15 protein-coding genes and 1 riboswitch are annotated in these 19152 nt (G+C 57.5%); of the genes, 4 read left to right on the top strand and 11 right to left on the bottom strand.

Annotated features, from left to right (window positions below; genetic code table 11):
• Positions 1-353 precede the first annotated feature (353 nt).
• Positions 354-1205, bottom strand: a complete 852-nt coding sequence (gene murI / locus CBW22_RS05450; RefSeq protein WP_088516198.1) for a glutamate racemase — start codon at positions 1203-1205, stop codon at positions 354-356.
• The gene (gene btuB, locus CBW22_RS05445) at positions 1150-3030 is read right to left on the bottom strand and encodes a TonB-dependent vitamin B12 receptor BtuB (RefSeq protein ID WP_088516197.1); all 1881 of its coding nucleotides are present in this window, start codon (positions 3028-3030) and stop codon (positions 1150-1152) included. The genes murI and btuB overlap by 56 nt, the downstream gene beginning before the upstream one ends.
• Before the next feature lie 68 nt (positions 3031-3098).
• A riboswitch (cobalamin riboswitch) is annotated at positions 3099-3280 on the bottom strand.
• 112 nt (positions 3281-3392) lie between these two features.
• On the opposite strand from btuB, the gene trmA reads away from it, so the two are divergent.
• Positions 3393-4496, top strand: coding sequence for a tRNA (uridine(54)-C5)-methyltransferase TrmA (gene trmA / locus CBW22_RS05440; RefSeq protein ID WP_088516196.1), 1104 nt, complete (start codon positions 3393-3395; stop codon positions 4494-4496).
• Between the two features lie 34 nt (positions 4497-4530).
• On the opposite strand, the gene CBW22_RS05435 is transcribed toward trmA, so the two are convergent.
• Positions 4531-4887, bottom strand: a complete 357-nt coding sequence (locus tag CBW22_RS05435) for a YijD family membrane protein (RefSeq protein WP_088516195.1) — start codon at positions 4885-4887, stop codon at positions 4531-4533.
• 18 nt (positions 4888-4905) lie between these two features.
• Positions 4906-5550 carry an HTH-type transcriptional repressor FabR gene (gene fabR / locus CBW22_RS05430; protein WP_031279587.1) on the bottom strand — a complete coding sequence of 215 codons (645 nt, stop codon included), beginning with the start codon at positions 5548-5550 and terminating at the stop codon, positions 4906-4908.
• A 193-nt stretch (positions 5551-5743) separates the two neighbouring features.
• On the opposite strand from fabR, the gene sthA reads away from it, so the two are divergent.
• Positions 5744-7144: a Si-specific NAD(P)(+) transhydrogenase gene (gene sthA, locus CBW22_RS05425; protein ID WP_021506825.1), complete on the top strand. Its 1401-nt coding sequence runs from the start codon at positions 5744-5746 to the stop codon at positions 7142-7144.
• Here the strand turns inward: sthA and oxyR are convergent.
• The 6 genes from oxyR to argC all read right to left on the bottom strand — a co-directional run bounded on the left by oxyR (position 7127) and on the right by argC (position 13801).
• Positions 7127-8044 (bottom strand): DNA-binding transcriptional regulator OxyR, encoded by a 918-nt coding sequence (gene oxyR / locus CBW22_RS05420; RefSeq protein WP_021506826.1) that lies wholly within the window; start codon positions 8042-8044, stop codon positions 7127-7129. The genes sthA and oxyR overlap by 18 nt on opposite strands.
• A gap of 294 nt (positions 8045-8338) precedes the next feature.
• The gene (locus CBW22_RS05415; RefSeq protein WP_088516194.1) at positions 8339-9214 is read right to left on the bottom strand and encodes an Ig-like domain-containing protein; all 876 of its coding nucleotides are present in this window, start codon (positions 9212-9214) and stop codon (positions 8339-8341) included.
• Positions 9215-9314: 100 nt separating this feature from the next.
• On the bottom strand, positions 9315-10694 hold the full coding sequence (gene argH, locus CBW22_RS05410) for an argininosuccinate lyase (RefSeq protein WP_088516193.1): 1380 nt from the start codon (positions 10692-10694) through the stop codon (positions 9315-9317).
• 75 nt (positions 10695-10769) lie between these two features.
• The gene (locus CBW22_RS05405) at positions 10770-11987 is read right to left on the bottom strand and encodes an argininosuccinate synthase (RefSeq protein ID WP_088516192.1); all 1218 of its coding nucleotides are present in this window, start codon (positions 11985-11987) and stop codon (positions 10770-10772) included.
• 14 nt (positions 11988-12001) lie between these two features.
• Positions 12002-12778 (bottom strand): acetylglutamate kinase, encoded by a 777-nt coding sequence (argB, locus tag CBW22_RS05400; RefSeq protein ID WP_021506830.1) that lies wholly within the window; start codon positions 12776-12778, stop codon positions 12002-12004.
• 18 nt (positions 12779-12796) lie between these two features.
• A complete protein-coding gene (argC, locus tag CBW22_RS05395) occupies positions 12797-13801 on the bottom strand; it encodes an N-acetyl-gamma-glutamyl-phosphate reductase (protein ID WP_088516191.1) in 1005 nt (334 codons plus the stop codon).
• Between the two features lie 167 nt (positions 13802-13968).
• Here argC and argE point away from each other — a divergent pair, with 167 nt between their 5' ends.
• Entirely contained in the window at positions 13969-15117 is a 1149-nt protein-coding gene (gene argE, locus CBW22_RS05390; RefSeq protein ID WP_021506832.1) for an acetylornithine deacetylase, read from the top strand.
• Positions 15118-15366: 249 nt separating this feature from the next.
• Positions 15367-18018: a phosphoenolpyruvate carboxylase gene (gene ppc, locus CBW22_RS05385; RefSeq protein WP_031279588.1), complete on the top strand. Its 2652-nt coding sequence runs from the start codon at positions 15367-15369 to the stop codon at positions 18016-18018.
• A gap of 67 nt (positions 18019-18085) precedes the next feature.
• Here ppc and metF read toward each other — a convergent pair whose 3' ends face one another.
• Complete coding sequence (metF, locus tag CBW22_RS05380; protein ID WP_021506834.1) at positions 18086-18982, bottom strand: methylenetetrahydrofolate reductase; 897 nt, start codon at positions 18980-18982, stop codon at positions 18086-18088.
• Between the last annotated feature and the right edge of the window lie 170 nt (positions 18983-19152).

Raw genomic sequence — 19152 nt, 5'->3', positions numbered from 1 at the left:
AAACTTCGTAATGAATTACGTGTTCACTCAGCAAAGACTTGATATTTTTTAAAGCCCGTAGGCTTGTGATATCAATCCTGCGAGTGCCCACACAGATTGTCTGATAAATTGTTAAAGAGCAGTGCCGCGATTTCTCAAGCGGCGCGGGATGCGTATATTACGCTTTCCGCTTTTTCAGTCAAGCATTTATTTTTGCTTTTCTGAAGGTTGCCGTTAAAGGCCACCTCACTAACAGGGCGCTTCGTAAGCCGTTGTGCCGTGTCAGTGGAGGCGCATTATAGGGAGTTCTTTCGGGCTGACAAGGGCTAAATGCAAATTAATTTTCGAGTGCTGTTTTTTTCGGCGAAAGCCCGTCAAATCGCCAGTTTTTCCAGCAGCGGAAAGCCATAACGCTGCAAAACCGGTGATAATTGCACCACTTCGTCATCCATACGCGTACAAAATGCCACATTCTGTCCGCTGGAACGCGCCTGAGGCGCTTCGTGCTCTAACAACCAGGCGGTGCGCCGTGCAATGGCTGCGCCCGAATCCACCAGCCGGGTGCCGTCAGGCAACACCTGCTGCAGCTCTTCACGTAACAGCGGGAAATGGGTACAACCCAGCACCACGGTATCCGGCGGCTCCTTCATGCGTAGCCACGGTTGCACTGCGCGACGCACATCGTCCAGCGACACCGTTTCTCCGTGCAGTTTGGCTTCCGCCAGTTCGACCAGTTCCGCCGAGCCCAGCATTTCGATTTTACATTCGCGCGCAAACTGCGCCACCAGCTCATGGGTGTAAGGCCGTTTCACCGTGCCGCGCGTGGCCAGCAGGCCGACCACGCCGTTACGCGTCAGACGGGCCGCCGGTTTAATTGCCGGCACGACGCCAACGACCGGGAATTCAAAGCGCTGACGCAACGCTGGCAGCGATACAGTACTGGCGGAGTTACAGGCGATGACCACTAACGCCAGCGGCACGCGCTGTACGATAGCCTCCACCACCGCCACGACCCGCTCAACAATGTACTCTTCGCTTTTTTCACCGTAAGGGAAGCCGGCATTATCGAAGGCATAGAGATAGTGCAGGCCCGGCAGCAGTTGCCGGACCTCATCATAGACGGAGAGCCCACCGACGCCGGAGTCAAACACCAGCACGGTGGGGCGCAGATCAGAAGCTGTAGCTGGCGCTGAGGTAGTACTCCGTTCCTGGAGTTTGATAGCCATACACTGTCTCGTAGTCTTTATCGAACAGGTTGGCAATTCTACCACGAACGGTGAGCTGTGATGTGACCGGATACGAAACTGCCAGATCCCATAAACTTACACCGCCCAGTTTGACGCGCTGCGGGGTAAAGGCGTGGTTGTAATCCGTATCATAGCGATCGCCGAGATAATGATAGGTCAGTGACCAGTCAAACTCATAAATCGTCCAGTCGAGTTGGTATTTCACCTGCTGCTTCGCACGGCGCACCAGCGGTTGATCGGTTTCAGCATCGCGCGCATCGACATAGTCGTAAGAAATCTGATGGCTAAGCGGACCGGTATCGAACGACGCCGTGGCTTCTACGCCCTTAATGCGCGCTTTATCGATGTTGTAATAGATATAGGTGGTGGGATCGCTATCAATCAGATTATCGATATCGTTACGATAACCGGATACGCGCCAGTTTACCGGCCCGGTCAGGCCAGAGAAGCCCGCTTCCCACTGTTTACTCTCTTCCGGCTTCAGGTCGCTGTTGCCATAAGAACCATACAACTGGCCGAGACGAGGCGCTTTATACGCCGTCGCGTAATTGGCAAACACGCTATAGCCATCAACAAACGCCCATGACGCCCCGCCCTGCCAGGTGCCGTGCCAGCCAAACTGGCTGTTGTCGTCACCGCGTACCGCGCCTTCCAGCGTTACGCTGCCCAGTTGCTGCTGGGTGGTGGCATAAATGCCGGTGTTACGCAGTTCGGTGCTGTCAGCCACGTAAGCGGTGCCGGGTTCCGTGGTCTGTTTCTGCCAGTCCACGCCCGCGCTTACGCTGCCCTGCGCCACCTGCAACGTATTGCCCCACTGCACATTGTACTGCTTGCTGTCATCCAGCGTGGTCGACGGGCCGTAGCGGCCTGTACGCGGATCATAGTTATAGTCTTTGCTGCGGCTGTAGCTGGCGATCAGCTGCGTCGAATAAATGTCGTTGCTGTAACGCAGGCCGCTGTCCCAGGTCTGGCTGTAGAGCTGGCGGGTATCGTTTAATCCGTTGATGTTAAAACTGTTATCGTAGCTGTAGGTGCCGTCGTAGGCCGTACGGCTGTCAAAACCGTAGCCGCGGACAAAGCCGCTCAGCCCGTCACTGAACTGGTGCTCCAGCGCGCCATACAGTGTCTTGTTCATGAAGCCATCGCGATCTTTCTGCGCCGGATCGCCATACACATCCGGCAGGTTCGCCACCACATCATAGCCGCGCGTATAGGTGTAGTTGCCCGCCATGGTCAGCGTCGTGGCTGCGCCCAGCTGCTGCTGGGTAGAACCTTCATAGTTTTGATAGCCTTTCGAGCCCACGCCCGCGCTCAGCGTCGTGCCTGGCTTATCACGACCGGTGATGATGTTCACCACGCCGCCAATCGCATCGGAGCCATACACCGCCGAGCGCGCACCGCGCACATATTCGATGCGCTGGACCAGAGAAAGCGGAATCTGGCTTAAATCAGACGATCCGGACACACCCGCCTGGTTTAGCCGGATACCGTCAATGAGTATAAGTACGTGGCTGGAGTTGGTGCCGCGCACAAACAGCGAACTCAGCTGGCCGAGGCCACCGTTTTGCGCGATGTCCACGCCAGGCAGGCGACGCATGACGTCCGTCAGGCTTTTCGCCTGCCAGCGATCGATATCGTCGCGGGTCACGACTGTCGTCGGCGCGAGAACGGAGGAAACCGGCTGCAAAAACCGGTTGGCGGTAACGATTTGCGTATCATCATTCTGCTGCGCGTAGCCAGATTGCGCCCAGAGCGACAACGCCGTTGCACTAAAGGCAAACAGCGAAGCGGGTGTTGTTTTCATTGTTATAGCATCCAAAAGACGAAGCAGGATGCCGCAGGTCCGGGATCGATAGCACGCGATGATCTCAGAAGTTGCGACGTCACACCGGCAGGTCTTCGGGCTGGGAATCATAAGTGGTGAAGACTTCCCATCCGCGAGGACAGTGTCTGCAATTGCGATCACCACGACATTCTTTTACCGCTGCGCGTCAGCTCCAGATTCACACTGGATTCCCTTTTAACTCAAGGAGGCCGGCAGCCGCAGTCTACGTTTAAGAAGGCCGGAAATCCAGACTGCCAGCCTTCCTGCACCGTCCGGGACTGGACATCAGCAGGTGAATGCCTACAATCGCCCGGCAGGCAGGCTTAACACCAGGATTGAAGATGACACCCGAACAACTCCCGATTGAACAATACGACGCGCAACTGGCGGAAAAAGTCAGCCGCTTACAGGCGATGATGGCCCCCTACGCAACGCCCGACGTGGAGGTGTTCCGCTCGCCGGTCAGCCACTATCGTATGCGCGCCGAATTCCGCATCTGGCACGACGGTGACGATCTTTATCACATCATCTTCGATCAAGAGACTAAACAGCGTATCCGCGTCGATCAGTTTCCGGCGGCCAGCCAGTTGATCAACACGCTGATGCCAAAGTTGATCGCCGCGATCCGCGATAATCGCGCGCTGCGTTTCAAACTGTTCCAGATCGATTATCTCTCCACCCTCAGCAACCAGATCGTGATTTCACTGCTGTATCACCGCAAGCTGGAAGCCGACTGGACCGAAGCCGCGACTGCGCTGCGCGATAGTCTGCGTGCAGAAGGGTTTGATGTGCAGCTGATTGGCCGTGCCACGAAAACCAAAATCTGTCTCGATCGCGATTACGTCGATGAGCGCCTGCCGGTAGCCGGCCAGGAGATGATCTATCGTCAGGTGGAGAACAGCTTCACCCAGCCGAATGCGGCGATGAATATTCAGATGCTGGAGTGGGCGCTGGACGTGACGCAAGATTCGCGCGGCGATCTGCTGGAGCTGTACTGTGGCAATGGCAACTTTTCGCTGGCGCTGGCGCGTAACTTCCGCCGCGTACTGGCGACGGAAATCGCCAAACCGTCGGTGGCTTCGGCGCAGTACAACATCGCGGCCAACCACATCGACAACGTGCAAATTATTCGTATGGCAGCCGAAGAGTTTACCCAGGCGATGAACGGCGTGCGCAGCTTCAACCGTCTGGAAGGCATCGATCTCAACAGCTATCAGTGCGAGACCATCTTTGTCGATCCGCCGCGCAGCGGGCTGGATGACGAGACGGTGAAGATGGTGCAGGCCTATCCGCGCATTCTCTATATTTCCTGTAATCCGCAGACGCTGTGCGACAATCTCAGCGTACTGAGTGCCACGCATACCGTCACGCGGCTGGCGCTGTTTGACCAGTTCCCTTACACCCACCATATGGAATGCGGTGTGTTACTGACGCGCAAAGCCTGAAAAAACGGGAACCCTGCGGTTCCCGTGATTGTTTTCAGTGCTTGTTCTTGCTGCGGCGGAAGCGCATGGCGATCCAGAACACCAGCGCCACCATCAGAATGGTCGGGATGAAGTTAGACCCGATATCCGGATATTCGGCACGCACCAGCGCGCTGTACACCAGAATCCCCAGCAGAAAAAATGCCGCCGCCAGCGAAGGCATGCCGTCCGGCATATTGCGGTTGAGATAGCGCTGATGCAGACACCACGTGGCAAGGCCAAGGGCGATCAGCGGGAAAATCGAAAAGGGAACAAAGGTGCTGAACAGCACCGAAAAGGAGCCGTTGATAGCTAAACCGGTGATAAAAGCCAGTAACAGCGTTCCTTTATCGCGAGGGTTTTGCTCAATCATTTCATTATCCTTATCACATTACTCTTCGGGGGTTTCCAGGGTAACCGCCAGGCGCTCTTGCTCCCGGCGATACCAGTAATACGCGCCTTTGGCGATCATTCGCAGCTGCAGCACCAGACGCTCTTCCAGTTTGCGCCGCTGTTCGATATCCACATCCAGCGCTTCCGCGCCGGCGCTGAACACAATCGTCACCATCGCTTCTGCCTGCGCTTCGGTAAAGCTGCGCGGCATGCGGTTTTCCAGCTCAAGGTAGTCGGCCAGTTCAGCGATAAAGTGCTGAATCTCCCGCGCGACCGCCGCACGAAAAGCCGCTGAGGTGCCGGAGCGCTCGCGTAGTAAGAGACGAAAAGCGTTGGGATTGTTCCCGATGAACTCCATAAACGTGGCGACCGAGGTTTTAATGATGCTGCCGCCTTTGGCAATGCGCTGGCGCGCCTGGCGCATCAGCTGGCGCAGCATCAGGCCACTTTCATCGACCATCGTCAGGCCGAGTTCATCCACATCGCGAAAGTGACGGTAAAACGAGGTCGGTGCAATGCCGGCTTCGCGTGCCACTTCGCGTAAACTCAGGCTGGCAAAACTCCTTTCTGCACTTAACTGACTGAATGCCGCTTCAATCAGTGAACGTCGTGTACGTTCTTTTTGTTGCGCTCGAACGCCCATTTTCCCGGCCTTGTGAGTAATCAGGCAGGCACTATAACAAACTTTTCAGCGTACAGCGGCGCAAAGTTTGTGACCGCCTGTTAACCTCACTGATTGTCAAACTTTGCCAATTTACGCTGTTAGAATTCAGATGTGCGCGGCGAGATGTTAGAATCTCGTTGTAAAAATGTATAGAAACATAGGACGTACTGGTATGCAAAAGTCTTACGATTACGATGCCATTGTGATTGGCTCCGGTCCGGGCGGCGAAGGTGCGGCGATGGGGCTGGTGAAGCAGGGAGCGCGCATTGCAGTGATCGAACGCTACCACAACATCGGCGGCGGTTGTACTCACTGGGGAACCATCCCTTCCAAAGCTCTGCGTCACGCTGTCAGCCGTATCATCGAGTTCAATCAAAACCCTCTTTATAGCGATCACACCCGACTCCTGCGCTCCTCGTTCGCCGACATTCTGAATCATACTGAGAACGTCATCAGCCAGCAGACTGCCATGCGTCAGGGCTTTTACGAGCGTAACCGCTGTGAGCTTTATCAGGGCGACGCCCATTTTGTTGATGCCAACACCATCGAAGTGGAACAGCCAGACGGCACACGCGAGCGCTTAACCGCAGAGAAGTTTGTCATCGCCTGTGGTTCCCGCCCGTATCACCCGGCGGACGTCGATTTTACCCATCCGCGCATTTACGATTCTGACTCCATCCTCAACCTGCATCATGAACCCGGCCACGTCATCATTTACGGTGCGGGCGTGATTGGCTGTGAATATGCGTCGATTTTCCGCGGACTTAACGTCAAGGTTGACCTGATCAACACCCGCGATCGCCTGCTGGCGTTCCTCGATCAGGAGATGTCTGATTCACTCTCTTATCACTTCTGGAACAGCGGCGTGGTGATTCGTCACAACGAAGAGTTTGAGAAGATTGAAGGTGTCAGCGATGGCGTCATCATGCACCTCAAGTCCGGCAAAAAGGTCAAAGCCGATTGCCTGCTGTACGCTAACGGCCGTACCGGTAATACCGATTCACTGGCGCTGGAAAACGTCGGGCTGGAAGCCGATGGCCGTGGACTGCTGAAAGTGAACAGTATGTATCAGACTGCGCAGCCGCACATTTATGCGGTGGGCGACGTGATTGGTTACCCGAGCCTGGCCTCTGCCGCTTACGATCAGGGCCGCATTGCCGCGCAGGCGATCATCAAAGGGGAAGCCACCGCGCACCTGATTGAAGATATCCCGACCGGGATTTACACCATTCCGGAAATCAGCTCCGTCGGCAAAACCGAACAGCAGCTGACGGCGATGAAAGTGCCGTATGAAGTGGGCCGTGCGCAGTTTAAGCATCTGGCGCGCGCGCAGATTGTCGGCATGCACGTCGGCAGCCTGAAGATCCTGTTCCACCGCGAAACCAAAGAGATTCTGGGTATTCACTGCTTTGGCGAGCGTGCGGCGGAGATCATCCACATCGGCCAGGCCATCATGGAGCAGAAGAACGGCGGTAACACGATTGAGTATTTCGTGAACACCACCTTCAACTACCCCACCATGGCCGAAGCCTACCGCGTGGCGGCGTTAAACGGCTTAAACCGCCTGTTTTAACGAACGGTCCAGGTAACCCTGCATGTGGGTTTTAATTGCTTCTGCCAGCTGCTCATAGCGGCTGCGCAGAGGCGATCCCGGACGATACACCAGCGCGATGGTGCGCTGCGGCACCGGTTTGTAACACGGCAGATAGCACACGCCATCACGTACGCGCTCATTCGGCACCGCTAGCGACGGCAGCAAAGTGATACCGCTGCCGGCTGCTACCATGTTGCGCAGCGTTTCCAGGCTGGTCGCGCGGAAATGGGTATCTTCATCAGCGCCGGCTTCGAAACAGAAGCCCATCGCCTGATCGCGCAGACAGTGACCATCTTCCAGCATCAGCAGTTTCTCACCGGCCAGATCCGACATCGGCACACGATCGCGATCGTGCCACGGGTGATCCTGATAGATCGCCAGCTTCATCGGTTCATCAAACAGCGGCACTTCAATAAAAGCTTCGCTCTCTTTTACCAGCGCCAGAATGGCGCAGTCGAGCTTACCGCTGTCGAGCTGCGCCAGCAGCTGCTGCGTTTGCGCCTCGTGCAGATACATCTCGAGTTTCGGGAAGGTCTGATGCAGCATCGGAATAATATGCGGCAGCAGATAGGGACCGGTGGTCGGAATCAGACCAATGTGCAGCGGCCCGGACATGGTTTCGCCCTGCTGGCTGGCCATCTCCTTCAGTACCTTCACTTCACGCAGCACGGTTCGCGCCTGATCCACCAGCAGCAGTCCAGCCTGAGTAAACAGCACCTTACGGCTGGTCCGTTCCAGCAGCATCACACCCAGTTCATCTTCCAGCTTGCGAATCTGCCCGCTCAGGGTCGGCTGGCTGACATGACAGGCATCAGCGGCACGACGAAAGTGGCGATGTTCCGCCAGCGAAACCAGATATTCCAGATCACGAATGTTCATTGATAGCCTCCAAACCACGATAGCCCGTGGCGATAGATAGAATAGCAATGAACGATTAGCCCTATCAAGCGGTGAACAGGAATAATACCGGCCATCTGATTAAGACCACAGATTGTTAAAGCGGCTAACGCAGACACGCAACAACAACAATCTGGAGCAGCACCTGCAACCTGCTCACGAAATCACTGAGTTGGCCGGGAGTGCCAGCCCTTTGATGATGTGCCTATAACTATATGTAATTCCGAAGCTAGAGGTTGGCGGGCTACTCAAAGCCCGCTTTTTTTTGCCTCTGCATCACAGTGGCACATCACCCAGCAACTGCTGCAAATCCTGCTCCGTCAGCACCAGGGAGTGACTGACGATACCGGACTGCGTCAGCTCCTGCTGCAGATCGTCATTATTCAGCACCAGCTCATACTGCTGCGTGGCCGGGTTAAGCTCCGCGTCCTGGAACAGGTTAACCGGCACGCTGGCCAGCAGGTCGTGCAGATGCAGGCCACTGAGTGCCTCCGGCCGGGCCACATCTCCCGTAATATCATCCGCGACGATCAGGCTGACCGGCGCACTGACATTCCCTGCGCCGCATGTCACCACGATCTGATGCTCGCCAGCGGCCAGCGCATAAGACGGCGTAAAGGTCCATTTGTGATCGCTATCGACCAGCGCACTGCCGAGCGGCTCATCGTTATCAAATAGCTCAACCCGGCTGCCGGGCTGGCCTTTACCGGAAAAGGTCGGCTGGGTTTGCGTAGTGCTCTCTTCCGGCCAGATAAACTGCGTGCCGCTGTGCATGGCGGTTAGCGTGACCGGTACAAAACCGGCATCCTCCACGATCAGCGTGAAGGGTGCGCTGGCGCTCTGCGGCATTGCCGCCACCTGTGCCACGAACTGATGACTCCCGCCCGCCAGCGCGGCAGGCAACGTAAAACTGAAGTAGCCGGTCTGAGCATCGCTGAGCGTGCTGCCCACTAACTCGCCGTGATGGTAACACTCAAGCGTGACGCCACGGCCGGCATAGCCGTTCAGCGCAGGGCGCGTATCGCGGGTGATTTCGCCATCGACAATAAAACCGCCGTCATTCACCGAGGCGGAGTCGAAGGTGACAGGAACCTGGTTTTCAACGGCCGGCTCCAGAGGAAAGAAAGGGTAGCCAAAGCGTGAAGTGCTCATTTATGTTCTCCAAATTAACTGCGAGCACACTTTAAGAACTCTTCACGCCAGGCCGATCAAGAATTGTCTCTTTTTTGCGAAAGAAATTTCCTGGCGCGCATTACGCCAGGTTTAAGCGCTGCTTCGCTTCGCCGATCGCCAGCGCCACCTGCTGTGGTGCCACGCCGCCGCGCGCGTTACGCTTATCGAGACAAGACTGCAGCGACAGCACCGGATAAACATCTTCCCCGATCGCCGCGCTAAACTGCTTAAGCTGCGCCAGACTTAATGCTTCCAGCGCGACGCCTTGTTTGATCGCTTCCACCACGGTTTCGCCGACAATGTGGTGCGCTTCGCGGAACGGCACGCCTTTGGCTACCAGATAATCGGCCAGTTCGGTCGAGTTAGCGTAACCCTGCTCGGCGGCTTCCTGACAGCGCGGACGCTTCACCTGAATGCCGTCCAGCACCAGCGCCGACATATGCAGGCAGTCAAGCCAGGTATCGAGCGCATCGAACAGCCCTTCTTTGTCTTCCTGCATATCTTTGTTATACGCCAGCGGCAGCCCTTTCAGCGTCATCATCATGCCGGTCAGTGCGCCCTGCACGCGACCGCACTTGCCGCGGATCAGCTCCAGCGCGTCCGGATTTTTCTTCTGCGGCATCAGCGATGAGCCCGACGTCACTTTATCGGACAGCTCAATAAAGCCGGCTTCACCGGTGTTGAAGAAGATCATGTCTTCAGCGAAGCGCGACAGGTGCACCATGCCAATCGAGGCATCAGACAGCAGCTCCAGCACGTGATCGCGGTCGGACACGGTATCCAGGCTGTTACGCGTGGCAGAGGCGAAGCCGAGCCAGCCGGCCAGTTGCTCACGGTCGATCTCATAAGCAGTACCGGCCAGCGCGCCGCAGCCCAGCGGGCTGACGTCCAGCCGCTTCAGCGTATCCTGCAGACGGCTCTCGTCGCGCGCCAGCATCTCAACGTAGGCCAGACACCAGTGGGCAAACGTCACCGGCTGCGCCCGCTGCAGGTGGGTGTAGCCCGGCATCACGGCATCCTGATTGGCTTCAGCCGTGGCCACCAGCGCTGACTGCAGCTCGCGCGTGGCTTCCAGCAGCAGTGCCACCTGCGTTTTACACCACAGTTTGAGATCGGTCGCCACCTGGTCGTTACGGCTGCGCCCGGTGTGCAGCTTTTTGCCCAGCGCGCCGACTTTGTCGATCAGCTTGCCTTCCACCCAGCTGTGAATATCCTCGGCATCGCTCTGCAGAATCTGCTGCGGATTGGCGCGAACCTCTTCCAGCAGCGCATTCAGCGCGGCTTCCAGCTGCTGCTGCTCTTCACTGCTCAGCACGTTTACCGTGACCAGCGCTTTTGACCAGGCCACCGAACCGACGATGTCCTGCTCCGCCAGACGGTAGTCAAACCGCAGTGAGTCGTTGAACTGTTTAAACCGTTGATCTGCCGCCTGCGAAAAACGTCCGCCCCAAAGTGCCATCTGCTTGCTCCTGAATCTGTTAAACAAAGGGCGGCCCGAAGCCGCCCCTGCAAAATATGTCGCCTGCCGCCGGTATTACTTCTTCTGCTCGTTCAGCGCGCGAATGCGTGAAGAGAGCGAGAACAGACGGATAAAGCCGCCCGCGTGACGGTGATCGTACACTTCGTCTTCGCCGAAGGTGGCAAACTCTTCTGAGTACAGGCTGTTCGCCGATTTTTTCTGGATCGCCGTGGCCTGGCCTTTGTACAGCTGCAGTACCACTTCCCCGTTCACCAGCTCTGCCAGCGATGCGGCAGCGGCCTGGATTGACTGACGCAGCGGTGCGAACCAGCGGCCGTCATACACCACGTAAGACATCTCCTGACCCAGCTGCTCACGCCATTTGAAGCTGTCGCGATCCAGTACCAGCTGCTCAACCGCACGCAGCGCGTTGACCATGATGGTGCCGCCCGGAGTTTCGTAGCAGCCGCGTGATTTGATGCCCACCAGACGGTTTTCCACGATATCAATCCGGCCCACGCCGTGTTTCGCTCCCAGTGCATTGAGTTTTTCCAGACACTGGAACGGGCTCAGTTTCTCACCGTTCACCGCGACAACCTGGCCTTTCTCCACGCGGACGGTGACGTTTTCGGGCTGATCCGGCGCTTCCAGCGGATCGACGGTCCACACCCAGCAATCTTTGTTTGGCGCGTTCCACGGGCTCTCCAGCACGCCACCTTCGGTCGAGATGTGCCAGGCGTTCTCATCACGGCTGTAGATTTTTTCCAGCGATGCGGTGGTCGGGATATTGCGCTCTTTCAGGTAATCCAGCAGCGCTTCACGCGAACGCAGGTTCCACTCACGCCATGGCGCCACCACTTTAAGCTGCGGTGCCAGCGCGGTATAGGTGGTTTCGAAACGCACCTGATCGTTGCCTTTACCGGTTGCGCCGTGGCACAGCGCATCTGCGCCCACTTTCAGCGCCAGCTCAACCTGCGCTTTGGCGATGATAGGACGCGCCATTGAGGTGCCCAGCAGATAGGTGCCTTCGTACAGCGCACCGGTCTGCAGCACCGGGTAAACGTATTCGCTGATAAACTCTTCACGCAGATCGACCACGTGGCACTCAGACGCGCCCGACTGCAGCGCTTTCTTCTCTACGCCTTCCAGATCGGCCGGATCCTGACCAATGTTGGCCACGAACGCCACCACTTCACAACCACCGTAGTTCTCTTTCAGCCAGGGAATGATGGCCGAGGTATCCAGACCGCCCGAGTAAGCCAGAACGATTTTTTTGATGTTTTGCGTGCTCATGTCGTAATCCTTGATTATGCGAGAATCCGGGTGCCAATCGACACGCCGTTGAAAAGGGTTGGCAGCTGTTCAGCATGACGCCAGCTGGCGATATCCACCGGGCGGCCCAGCGTACGCGCCGCGTCGAGCGCCGCATGCACTTTCACAATCATGCCATCGGTAATAATGCCCTGGGCAATCAGCTGCTCGGCTTTGGCTGCGGTCATCTCGGCGATGCGCTGACCTTTGCCGTCGAGAATACCGCTGACGTCCGACAGCAGCACCAGATCGGCACCAATCGTCGCCGCCAGCGCGGTCGCGGCCTGGTCGGCGTTGACGTTCATCAGTTCGCCGCCGTCGGTGATGCCAATCGAGCTGATCACCGGCATATAGCCTGCATCCAGCAGCGTATTGAGCAGCTGCGGATTGCCCGGCGTGGCGTTGCCAACATGCCCCAGCTCCTCATCGAACTGTGCCACGTTCACCAGTCCGGCATCGCCGAGGCATAAACCCACTGCGCCAATGCCGTACTTCTTCGCCCATGCCAGCAGCGTTTTGTTGGCGGTGCCGGCCAGCGCACCGGTAATAATGTCGATCTGATCGGCTGGCGTCACGCGCAAACCGTTCTTCTTTTTCACCGGCAGCGCCAGTTTCTTCATCAGCTCGTCCACCAGGCAGCCGCCGCCGTGGACGATGATCAGCGGACGCTGATACTGCGTGCGGTACGCCAACAGGGCATCAAACAGACGCGCCAGCGCTTCTTCGCTATCCAGCAGTACGCCGCCCAGCTTAATGATCAGAGGATTGCTCATGGTCAGGTTATCCGTCCGTTAAATCAGAGACAGCGTTTCGGGGAAGCCGAAACGAATATTGAGACACTGCACCGCCTGTGAGGAGGCGCCTTTCAGCAGGTTGTCTTCCGCTGCGACAACAATCAGGTGCTCGCCCTGCACGGCAAAGCCGATATCGCAGAACGGCAGGCCAACCACCGCTTTCAGCGCCGGTACGCCTTTGTCGTACAGCCGCACCAGCGGTTTGTCGTGGTAGGCGCTGTGGAACGCCGCCGCCACATCCTGCTGGCTCACGCCGGCGTTCAGACGACAGGTGATGGTTTCCAGAATGCCGCGCGGGAAATTACCGAGATGCGGCGTGAAGATCACCGGCGTGCCGAGATGGGCCACAATCTCCGGATGGTGACGGTGATTGAAGAGACCGTAAGGCTGCAGGCTGACCTCACAGAAGCTGGTGGTGACGCTGGCTTTACGCCCGGCACCGCTGACGCCGCTGGTGGCATTGATGACCGGCCACTGAGCCGGATTAAGCAGGCCAGCCTCAATCAGCGGCTTAAGCGCCAGCTGCGCGGCGGTCGGATAGCAGCCCGGCACCGCCACCAGCTGCGCGTCTTTAATCTGCGCGTGGTTCCATTCGGCCAGGCCGTAAACGGCTTTGTCGAGCCACGCCTGGTGCTGATGGCTGAAACCGTAATACTGTTGATAAAAGCCGTCGTCGTTAACGCGGAACGCACCTGAGAGGTCGAACACCACGCAGCCGGCTTTCAGGAATTCCGGGGCCAGATCGTGGCTGACTTCGTGTGCGGTGGCGAGGAACACCACATCGACCTTGCCGGCCCACTCTGCGGCATCACCCAGCGGCTGCAATGGCAAATCGACCCTGCCTTTCAGCTGCGGATGGAGATCGGAGAGTAACTTTCCGGCATCCGGGCTTTGCGCTGAAACCGCCAAAGCGGTTATGTTCATATGCGGGTGGCGATTCAGGTAGGTGGCAAGCTCTACGCCAGCATAACCACTGGCACCAACGATCAGCGTATTCAACATCAGGCTGTATACCTTATTACAGTCACACGTATCGGGTCGCGGCATTGCCCCGTTGCCCACGATGCCGTTTGCAGCTTTTTTCAGTTCACATGCAGACGACGTTAATGTATTTTTATTCACTATTAATGCATTAATATTGATACATCCTAACCCAGGGACCGTCAACAGTGAAGACAAAAATTCCACCTTTTATCGAACTCTACCGCCAGCTGATTGCAACACCGTCGATCAGCGCCACCGACAGCGCGCTGGATCAGAGCAATGAAACTTTAATCAATTTGCTGGCGGGCTGGTTCCGCGATCTCGGCTTCAGCGTGGAAGTCCAGCCGGTGCCGGGTACACGCCACAAATTCAACCTGCTGGCGCGCAGCGGCAGCGGCGCAGGTGGCCTGCTGCTGGCGGGCCATACCGACACCGTGCCGTATGACGACGGCCGCTGGACGCGCGATCCCTTTACCCTGACCGAACACGACAACAAGCTTTACGGCTTAGGCACCGCCGACATGAAAGGCTTCTTTGCCTTTATTCTTGATGCGCTGCGTGACGTTGACGTGACGAAGCTCAGCAAACCGCTGTACATCCTTGCCACCGCCGATGAAGAGACCACGATGGCCGGCGCGAAATACTTCTCTGAATCGACCCAGCTGCGGCCGGACTGCGCCATCATCGGCGAACCGACGTCGCTGAAACCGGTGCGCGCCCACAAAGGCCATCTGTCGCACGCCATCCGCATTCAGGGTCAGTCCGGGCACTCCAGCGATCCGGCGCGCGGCGTGAACGCGATCGAGCTGATGCATGAATCCATTACTCAGTTGATGCAGCTGCGTAATACGCTGAAAGAGCGCTATCACCACGACGGCTTCGCCATTCCCTATCCGACCATGAACTTTGGCCATATCCACGGCGGCGACGCGGCGAACCGCATCTGCGCCTGCTGTGAGCTGCATATGGATATCCGTCCGCTGCCGGGACTGACGCTGAGCGATCTCGACGGTTTACTCAATGAAGCGCTGGCACCGGTGAGCGCGCGCTGGCCGGGCCGTCTGACCGTAGGTGAGCTGCATCCGCCGATTCCCGGTTACGAATGCCCGGCCGATCATGAACTGGTCAAAGTGGTGGAGAAGCTGCTGGGCGTGCCGACAGAAGTGGTGAATTACTGCACCGAAGCGCCGTTTATCCAGCAGTTGTGCCCGACGCTGGTATTAGGGCCTGGATCCATCAATCAGGCGCATCAGCCAGATGAGTTTATTGATACTGCATTTATTAAGCCGACTCATGCGCTTATCACTCAGGTTGTACAGCATTTTTGCCATTGATGATTAAAAGATGGGGCATTTCACTGCGAAATCAGCAAATTGCCCCGTCATTATCCGGGATTTGATAATAAGAATAACTTATCCCACCTCCTGTCAATTAAATTCGATGAATTTCCGATAGTTAGCAGCACGATACCGGCAATTTAAGTCAATTGACGAACAGGAAGAACCGTGGCTAGATAAAAGACGATGTTATGCCCGTTGGGTATAGAGGTTTTATATTTAAGACGATAAGGGTGTCAGGGTCACATGAACGAACAATATTCCGCAATGCGAAGTAATGTCAGTATGCTCGGCAAACTGCTCGGGGATACGATAAAGGATGCACTGGGAGAGAACATCCTCGATCGGGTGGAGACCATCCGCAAGCTCTCTAAGTCATCCCGTGCAGGAAATGACACTCATCGTAAGGAACTGCTCTCCACGCTGCAAAACCTGTCTAACGACGAGCTGCTGCCGGTGGCACGCGCGTTCAGCCAGTTCCTTAACCTCACCAACGTGGCAGAACAGTATCAAACCATTTCGCGCAGCGGCGACGGTGCTAACCATCCGGAGCTGCTGAAAAAGACCTTCGAGCGCCTGAAGCAGCAGAGCGATCTCAGCGAGCCGGCCATCCGCCAGGCGATTGAGGAGCTGTCGCTGGAGCTGGTGCTCACCGCCCACCCGACCGAAATTACCCGCCGCACGCTGATCCACAAGCTGGGCGAAGTGAACAGCTGTCTGCAGCAGCTCGACCACAGTGACATCACCGACTACGAACGCAACCAGGTTATGCGCCGTCTGCGTCAGCTGGTAGCGCAGGCGTGGCACACCGATGAGATCCGTAAATATCGCCCGACGCCGGTAGATGAAGCCAAATGGGGCTTCGCGGTGGTGGAGAACAGCCTGTGGGAAGGCGTACCGGCGTTTCTGCGCGAGCTGAACCAGCAGGTGGAAGAGAGCTTCGGCATCCAGCTGCCGGTGGATTTCGTGCCAATCAAATTTACCTCGTGGATGGGCGGCGACCGTGACGGTAACCCGAACGTCACCGCACCGATTACCCGCCACGTGATGCAGCTAAGCCGCTGGAAAGCCGCCGACCTGTTCCTGCGCGACATCGGCGTGCTGGTGTCCGAGCTGTCAATGTCCGAGTGCAGCGACGAAGTGCGCGAACTGTGTGGCGATGCGGAGGCGCTGGAGCCGTATCGTGTGATTCTGAAGCGTATCCGCAGCCAGCTGATGAGCACCCAGAGCTATCTGGAGCGCCGCCTGAAGGGTGAGCGCCTGCCGCGTCCGGCCGATCTGCTGGTCTCTAACGATCAACTGTGGCAGCCGCTGTTTGCTATTTACCAGTCGCTGCAGCAGTGCGGCATGGGCATCATCGCCAACGGCCAGCTGCTGGATACGCTGCGCCGCGTGAAGTGCTTCGGCGTGCCGCTGGTGCGTATCGATATCCGTCAGGAGAGCACCCGCCACACCGAAGCGATTGCCGAAGTGACGCGCTATCTCGGACTGGGCGACTACGAAAGCTGGTCAGAAGCCGACAAGCAGGCGTTCCTGATCCGTGAACTGAATTCCAAGCGGCCGCTGCTGCCGCGGCAGTGGGAGCCCAGCGACAACACGCGTGAAGTGCTGGATACCTGCAAAGTGGCGGCAGAAGCGCCGCAGGGCTCGATTGCCGCCTATGTGATTTCGATGGCCAAAACGCCGTCTGACGTGCTGGCGGTGCATCTGCTGCTGAAAGAGGCCGGTATCCCTTACGCAATGCCGGTGGCGCCGCTGTTTGAAACCCTCGACGACCTCAACAACGCCAATGACGTGATGAGCCAGCTGCTGAATATCGACTGGTATCGCGGCTTCATCAACGGCAAGCAGATGGTGATGATTGGCTATTCCGACTCGGCAAAAGATGCCGGCGTGATGGCAGCCAGCTGGGCACAGTATCAGGCCCAGGATGCGCTGATTAAAACCTGCGACAAAGCCGGCATTACCCTGACGCTGTTCCACGGACGCGGCGGTTCGATTGGCCGCGGTGGCGCACCGGCGCATGCAGCCCTGCTGTCACAGCCGCCGGGCAGCCTGAAAGGCGGCCTGCGCGTGACCGAACAGGGCGAAATGATCCGCTTCAAATATGGCCTGCCGGAAGTCACCATCGCCAGCCTGTCGCTTTACACCGGGGCGATTCTGGAAGCCAACCTGCTGCCACCGCCAGAGCCAAAACGAGAATGGCAGGAGATCATGAACGGCCTGTCAGCCTATTCGTGCGCCATGTACCGCGGCTATGTGCGTGAAAATCCGGACTTCGTACCCTACTTCCGCTCGGCGACGCCAGAGCAGGAGCTGGGTAAACTGCCGCTCGGGTCGCGCCCGGCGAAACGGCGTCCGACCGGCGGCGTAGAGTCGCTGCGCGCCATTCCGTGGATCTTCGCCTGGACGCAGAACCGCCTGATGCTGCCCGCGTGGCTGGGTGCCGGCGCGGCGCTGCAGAAAGCGATGGACGAAGGCCATCAGGATCAGCTGGAAACCATGTGCAGCGAATGGCCGTTCTTCGCCACGCGCCTCGGCATGCTGGAGATGGTGTTCTCGAAGGCTGACCTGTGGCTGGCGGAGTATTACGATCAGCGTCTGGTGGATAAATCGCTGTGGCCGCTCGGCAAACAGCTGCGCGATCAGCTCGATGCCGACATCAAAGCGGTGCTGACCATCGCGAACGATGCGCATCTGATGGCGGACCAGCCGTGGATCGCCGAATCCATCGCGCTGCGTAACGTCTACACCGATCCGCTCAACGTGCTGCAGGCGGAACTGCTACAGCGTGCGCGTGCGCAGGAAGAGCGCGGCGATGAACCTGATGCGCGCGTAGAACAGGCGCTGATGGTCACTATCGCCGGCGTCGCGGCCGGCATGCGTAACACTGGCTAACGGCTGGCGGCGCATCACAGCAAGAAGGGGGCCCTGAGGCCCCCTTCTCTTTTTTATCCTTTCACGCTTATGCCGCCAGCGTCGGGCGAACACCCAGCGTGTGGCAGATGGCGTAGCTCATCTCGGCGCGGTTCAGCGTGTAGAAATGAAAGTCCTTCACCCCTTCGCGCGACAGGATTTTCACCATGTCCATGGCGATGTTGGCACCGACCATTTTGCGCGTCTCCGCATCATCATCCAGCCCGTCAAACATGGCGTTCATCCAGCCCGGTACGCGCACGTTGGTCATGGTGGCGAAACGCTGCAGCTGTTTAAAGTTGGAGACCGGCAGAATGCCCGGCACGATCTCCACGTCGATACCGGTGGCCACGCAGCGATCGCGAAAGCGCAGATAGCTCTCCACGTCGAAGAAAAACTGGGTAATCGCGCGACTGGCGCCGGCATCAATTTTTCGCTTCAGGTTGATCAGATCCGCCTGCGCACTCTTCGCTTCCGGATGCACTTCGGGATAGGCCGCTACCGAGATGTCGAAATCACCGACCTCTTTCAGCAGCGACACCAGATCGCTGCCGTACATGTCCGGTTTGCCGCCGCCCGGTGGTAAATCGCCGCGCAGCGCCACGATATGGCGAATGCCGTTATTCCAGTAGTCACGCGCAATGGCGCGCAGTTCATCGCGCGTCGCATCAATACAGGTGAGGTGCGGTGCCGCTTCCAGTCCGGTGCGCTCTTTAATGCCTTTGATGATGCTGTGAGTGCGGTCGCGCTCGCCGGAGTTGGCTCCGTAAGTTACCGAGACGAATTTGGGTTTCAGGCTGCTCAGGCGGTCGATGGAGTTCCACAGGGTTGCTTCCATTTCGCTGGTGCGGGGCGGGAAAAACTCAAAAGAGACATTAATTTGCCCGTTCAGCTCAGCCAGGCTCTGGTTCAGCGCTTCGCGCTGATTGGCATGAAAGAAACTCATCCTGTTACCTCATCATCACATATCGATTAATTTGCGAACCGCGAACATCCATACGTTTAGACGTCCAGATGCACAAAATGAACGATCTTCAGCTTAGCGTCAACATAAAATTGCTTGCCGGGCGTGACAAATATTCAACCAAAGTGAAAGGGATTCACCTGACGGGGAAG

It is taken from the genome of Pantoea sp. VS1, assembly GCF_002207995.1.
Classification (GTDB): domain Bacteria; phylum Pseudomonadota; class Gammaproteobacteria; order Enterobacterales; family Enterobacteriaceae; genus Pantoea; species Pantoea dispersa.
Note: the sequence above shows the minus strand (reverse complement) of the source record. Positions and strands in the feature narration are given on the sequence as shown.